6 protein-coding genes are annotated in these 4,961 nt (G+C 42.0%); all 6 read left to right on the forward strand.

Going from position 1 to position 4,961, the window contains the following annotated elements; genetic code table 11:
• Nucleotides 1–397: 397 nt before the first annotated feature.
• The 6 genes from hinT (at nt 398) to ycfP (ending at nt 4,738) form a co-directional block, all read left to right on the forward strand.
• Entirely contained in the window at nt 398–748 is a 351-nt protein-coding gene (hinT, locus tag AACQ42_RS16910) for a purine nucleoside phosphoramidase (RefSeq protein ID WP_094166200.1), read from the forward strand.
• 67 nt (nt 749–815) lie between these two features.
• Nucleotides 816–2,207 carry a COG3014 family protein gene (locus AACQ42_RS16915; protein WP_017042311.1) on the forward strand — a complete coding sequence of 464 codons (1,392 nt, stop codon included), beginning with the start codon at nt 816–818 and terminating at the stop codon, nt 2,205–2,207.
• On the forward strand, nt 2,207–2,596 hold the full coding sequence (locus AACQ42_RS16920) for a YcfL family protein (RefSeq protein WP_013856520.1): 390 nt from the start codon (nt 2,207–2,209) through the stop codon (nt 2,594–2,596). Before AACQ42_RS16915 ends, AACQ42_RS16920 begins: the two co-directional genes overlap by 1 nt.
• A 22-nt stretch (nt 2,597–2,618) precedes the next feature.
• Nucleotides 2,619–3,209 carry a penicillin-binding protein activator LpoB gene (gene lpoB, locus AACQ42_RS16925; protein WP_013856521.1) on the forward strand — a complete coding sequence of 197 codons (591 nt, stop codon included), beginning with the start codon at nt 2,619–2,621 and terminating at the stop codon, nt 3,207–3,209.
• Nucleotides 3,210–3,243: 34 nt separating this feature from the next.
• A complete protein-coding gene (locus AACQ42_RS16930) occupies nt 3,244–4,095 on the forward strand; it encodes a phosphotransferase (RefSeq protein WP_176429722.1) in 852 nt (283 codons plus the stop codon).
• A gap of 100 nt (nt 4,096–4,195) precedes the next feature.
• Nucleotides 4,196–4,738: an alpha/beta hydrolase YcfP gene (gene ycfP, locus AACQ42_RS16935; RefSeq protein ID WP_013856523.1), complete on the forward strand. Its 543-nt coding sequence runs from the start codon at nt 4,196–4,198 to the stop codon at nt 4,736–4,738.
• Nucleotides 4,739–4,961 lie beyond the last annotated feature (223 nt).

Below are 4,961 nucleotides of genomic sequence, written 5' to 3' on the forward strand. Positions count from 1 at the left end.
TGAAACCAGCGTACATTCGCCTAATCACTGAACCCTTCATAATCCTCTCCCTAGAAAAATAGTGTTTTGTTTTAAAAAATAACAAAATAATGAGTATTGTATTGAATGTGAGACGTACATTTTATGACGGGTCTGGCAAAACGCATTTTTTATATTAGTGTTCTGTCATTTATGCTACGCGTACGGTGTTTTTTATTGAGCTTTTGACAGGGTTCACGCATACTCAAATCCAACTACACACCTATTATATTCAGTAGCATTAAGGTCAAATTAGTGTCGGTTCTATCGGTTGTCGATATGTTGTCGTGGGCCACTTAGGTATTAGCCTTGAACCACTTATCTCGATCTAATGTACTTTGATGTGACTGCGTAGGCCTATTTACTAGTGGAGTATTTCATGGCTGAAGAAACCATTTTTAGCAAAATTATCCGTAAAGAAATTCCTGCAGATATCCTCTATCAAGATGATTTAGTGACCGCCTTTCGGGACATTAACCCTAGAGCGCCTAGCCATATTCTTATCATTCCCAATGCGTTTATTCCGACGACCAACGATGTTGAACCTGAGCATGAAGCGGCTATGGGACGTATGTTTACAGTGGCAAAAAAAATCGCTCAACAAGAAGGTCTTGCACAAGATGGCTATCGCTTGATAGTGAATTGTAACGCTCATGGTGGCCAAGAGGTTTACCACATTCATATGCACTTGGTTGGCGGTCGCCCGTTGGGTCCGCTTTTGATGAGCTAATGCATGGGTCGCCCAGCCACTATTGGGCGCTCGATTGATACGATTAGAGTTAAATATGGAGTATTGAGTGAAGCGTTACGTGCGACATATTACGGTTTTTTTATCGCCTTTTTTTCTCAATGCCTGTGCTAATTTTTCTGCGGGGAACTTGTTTAGTCATTACAGTGCTCAAAATGGCGCTGTCTATCAGTCAGTTAAATCTGGGCAGTATCAAGATGCGGAGAATGAACTTGCGGAATTTGTCGCGGGTGACATTCTAGACAATCTGGAAAAAGGGCGAGTCCATTTTCTTAACCAGAATTATGTAGACAGTAAGCGTAGTTTCGAATTGAGTGATTCTGCGGTTAAAATTCAACAAGATAAGGCATTGATTTCACTAAGTGATACGGCGACAAGTGTCGGTGCGTTGGCTGTGAATGATAACTTGATGGAATACGTTCCTGCGGATTATGAACTTGGTTTTTTACATCTTTATCTCGGTTTGAATTATTTACAACAGAATGATTTGGATGGAGCTCTGGTTGAAGTTCGGCGAGCGAATCAGGTACAAGAGCAAGCAAGGCAGGCTAGAGAAGCGGAACTTGAAAAGGCGCAAAAAGAGCTAAAATCACAAGGTGTGACACCAAACTTAGGCAGCGTACTAGCAAACTACCCTGATGCAGGAAAAGCTTTGCAGGCGGTGCAGAATGGTTACCTTTTTTACCTTTCTGCTTTGCTTTATGAAGCCTCTGGTGATGTTAACAGTGCCTATGTCGACTATCGACGCGCTTTGGCAGTCACTCCCGATAATATTGAGGTTATAGAGGGGACATTACGCGTTGCGAAACGATTAGGGATGAGAGAAGACCTAATCCAATTAGAGAAACGCTACGGGAAATCTCATTCACTGACTGCTTCTCAAGGTCGTGTGCTTATAATAGAAGAGCAGAGTGTGGTGAAAGCCTTAGATAGCTGGCGTCAATCTTTACCCTTGTATGACAGCAGAGGAAATGGCGCATTGTATTCTCTCGCCTTACCTTATTATCCGAATACACCCGTTGAATCATTTTCATCACTGACGATGAATGACAAAGTACTGACTTCTCATTTTCTGACGGATGTGAATTTAATGGCAAGTCGAAACTTGTCTGAGAAAATGCCCTCTATAGTAATAAGGCAAGTGTTGAGAGTGCTGGCGAAAGATCAATTGCGCAAAGAAGCGGCCAAAGATGACAATGTTGGTAATTTAGTCTTCAACGTTTGGAATCTGCTGACAGAGCAGCCCGATACGCGCAGTTGGCTAACGCTGCCAGGGTTGGTGCAAACGGCCAGTTTGCAAGTCAATGCAGGCGAGCAACGAATAAAGGTGGGAGAGCAAGAATATCAGTTTTCTGTACCGGAAAAAGGCACCACTTTGGTGTGGGTTTCTCGTCAGGGACGTCATTCAACCATCTGGCATAAACAACTAGGAAGATTGTAATGAAAAAGTGGATATTGGGACTGTTAGTCACATTCTCATTGATTGGATGTGCTGAAAATACCGCAGGATTAAGAGTTGATGGCGCTTCGCAAAAAGTGCTATTTGGCGACAATGTATTAGGTAATCGCTTGGTTGTTGAAGACATTGCAACTAACCAAGTGGATGGTCATACGAGGGGACTTGTGCGTTTAGTGAGTCATTACCAAGGTGACCAAATTATCGAGTACCGTTTTTCTTGGTATGACGATGATGGGCTTGAAGTCAATAACAGACAAAGTCCTTGGAAACAAAAAATCATCAGTGGGATGGAGACGGTGTCGTTGTCGGAGATTTCTGTCAATCCAAATGGAAAACAGTTTCGCGTACAGATCCGTGGGTCAAATAATTAAATTGGGAAAGTAAGGAACCAATATGAACAAAAGTATTATCGCATTGCTAGGGCTCGCTGTCATTTTGGGCGGCTGTTCAAATAAAGTCAGCTACGGAGATGCACAATCCGTTGAAACGACGACAGTTGATTTTGGTTCAACAGATTTACAAAAAATCGCGGGGGAAATGGTTGATAGCATGATGATGTCAGGTTCGGTAGCAGCGATTACCCGTGATTCTCGTCCTATCGTGTTTGTTGAGCGAATCAAAAATAAAACCAGTGAGCACATTGATACTGAATCTATCACTGACACCATCAGTACTAAGATGTTGAATTCAGGTAAGTTCCGCTTCGTCGACATGGATCGTGTTGAAGCCGTGCGCGAACAGCTCAATTTCCAAAATAATGATGAGTTGGTCAACCAAAGTACCGCCATTCAGTTTGGCAAAATGGTTGGCGCACAATATATGCTGTATGGCAACTTGTCGAGTATTGTGAAAAACGCAAGTAGTGATAAAGATGTATATTACAAAATGACGATGCGTTTAATGGATCTTCAAAGTGGCCTTATTGAATGGGCAGATGAAACCGAAATTCGTAAACAGCAGTCAAAAAGTTTACTCGGTTTTTAATTACAAAATTGAGTAATTGAGAGAAGAGGTCCTTATGGCGAGAATGTCTTGGCGTGAAGCTTGTCAGCTTGATCGTACCTTAACGTCGCTAGAAGGATTCTTCTCTGCTCCCCCCGACTATGCACAAACGCTGACGGGGGGGTTAACAAACCGATGTTGGAAAATTGTCACGGAGGAACGCAGCTTTGTTTGGCGGCCTAATACGCCGATCACTCAAGCCTTTTCCATTTCGCGTTTTCAAGAATATCAAATTCTCTCTGCTATCGAATCTTCTCACTTAGGCCCCAAGCCACTTTCCATTAATGATCAAGGATTATTGGTTGAATGGATTGATGGCCAATCCCTTACTGGTGGTTTACCTTTCGATTCTCTATTAAAAACACAGATAAAGATCCATAATCTCAGTACAGCACGCATCCCAGTTGCCCCTTTCAGTTTTATCGCTCGGGTTGATCATTATTGGCTACAGCTCAAAGCTGAGTATAAAAGTGAGGACTTGTCGGCTTTATATCAACGTTGGCGCACCGCACCTAACCTTGCTGATGTTGGTCATACTTTGTGTCACTTTGATTTAGCTGGCTACAATATGGTTAAAACCGATGAAGGTAACCGCGTGATTGATTGGGAATACGCCTCAATTGCCGACCCCCGACTCGACCTGGCTTTAAGCATTGATGTTGCAGAAGAAAAACCATTAGAGGCGGTCTACCGTTATTGTCAATTGCGTGAGATTGTGGGGGTCGATGATTGGGTCGAAGGAGTGGTGGCTTGGCATCCAAGAGCAACAATGATGGCCATGTTATGGTATTTGTTAGCACATCAATTATGGGGTGATGACTATTATCGTCAACAAGCCGAACATCTAAAACGCACATTATGTAGCTAGGATCACTGTTTCGTCGTTTTGTTGCAGTAAATTAAGGTTAAAGTCTTTGAAACCACAATCTTCGTGGTAGATTAAAAACCTCAAGGAGTGGGGAGTTATTATGATTATTTATCTGCACGGTTTTGATTCAACAAGCCCAGGAAACCATGAAAAAGTACTGCAATTGCAATTTATTGACAGCGATGTCCGTTTTATTAACTACAGTACACAGCACCCAAAACACGATATGCAGCATCTTCTAAAAGAAGTGCATAAAGTGATTGAGTTGTCTGATGACCCACATCCGATTATTTGTGGCGTAGGCCTCGGCGGCTTCTGGTCTGAGCGGATTGGATTCTTATGCGGAATTAAGCAAGTGGTGTTTAATCCTAACTTGCATCCGGAAACAAACATGACTGGACGCATCGATCGCCCTGAAGAGTATGAAGATATTGCGACTAAGTGTGTTGAGCAATACAGGGTAAAAAATAAAGGACGCTGTTTAGTGATTTTATCTAAAGAAGATGAAATTCATGACAACAGCAAAACAGCAGCAGAGCTCGAAAACTACTACGATATCATTTGGGATGAAACCCAGAACCATAAGTTCAAGAAAATCTCACAGCATTTGCAAGCGATGAAGGCATTTAAAGAATCAAATTAAGCATCCGTGCATCATAGTTTCGACTGAACGACTCACAATTGTGAGTCGTTTTTTTATGGCCCAACCCCCCTATGTCTCGTAGTGAAATAGAGGAATTCTTTGGTTGCACCATGAGTTTTGCTCTATATAATGATTAAATTATAAATATTTTGATAAATATCAAAAAAAATTGAGAGCAAGTCTTAAATTTGCCTAATTTGTGTGTAGTTACATGCACTTATCC

Source organism: Vibrio sp. V12_P9A6T4 (genome assembly GCF_963874835.1).
In the GTDB taxonomy this organism is placed as follows: Bacteria; Pseudomonadota; Gammaproteobacteria; order Enterobacterales; family Vibrionaceae; genus Vibrio; species Vibrio anguillarum.

What these genes read in the sequence shown, in the direction of transcription:
- hinT (WP_094166200.1), top strand. Translation starts at nt 398, where the DNA reads ATGGCTGAAGAAACCATTTTTAGCAAAATTATCCGTAAAGAAATTCCT.
- lpoB (WP_013856521.1), top strand. Translation starts at nt 2,619, where the DNA reads ATGAACAAAAGTATTATCGCATTGCTAGGGCTCGCTGTCATTTTGGGC.
- ycfP (WP_013856523.1), top strand. Translation starts at nt 4,196, where the DNA reads ATGATTATTTATCTGCACGGTTTTGATTCAACAAGCCCAGGAAACCAT.
- AACQ42_RS16920 (WP_013856520.1), top strand. Translation starts at nt 2,207, where the DNA reads ATGAAAAAGTGGATATTGGGACTGTTAGTCACATTCTCATTGATTGGA.
- AACQ42_RS16930 (WP_176429722.1), top strand. Translation starts at nt 3,244, where the DNA reads ATGGCGAGAATGTCTTGGCGTGAAGCTTGTCAGCTTGATCGTACCTTA.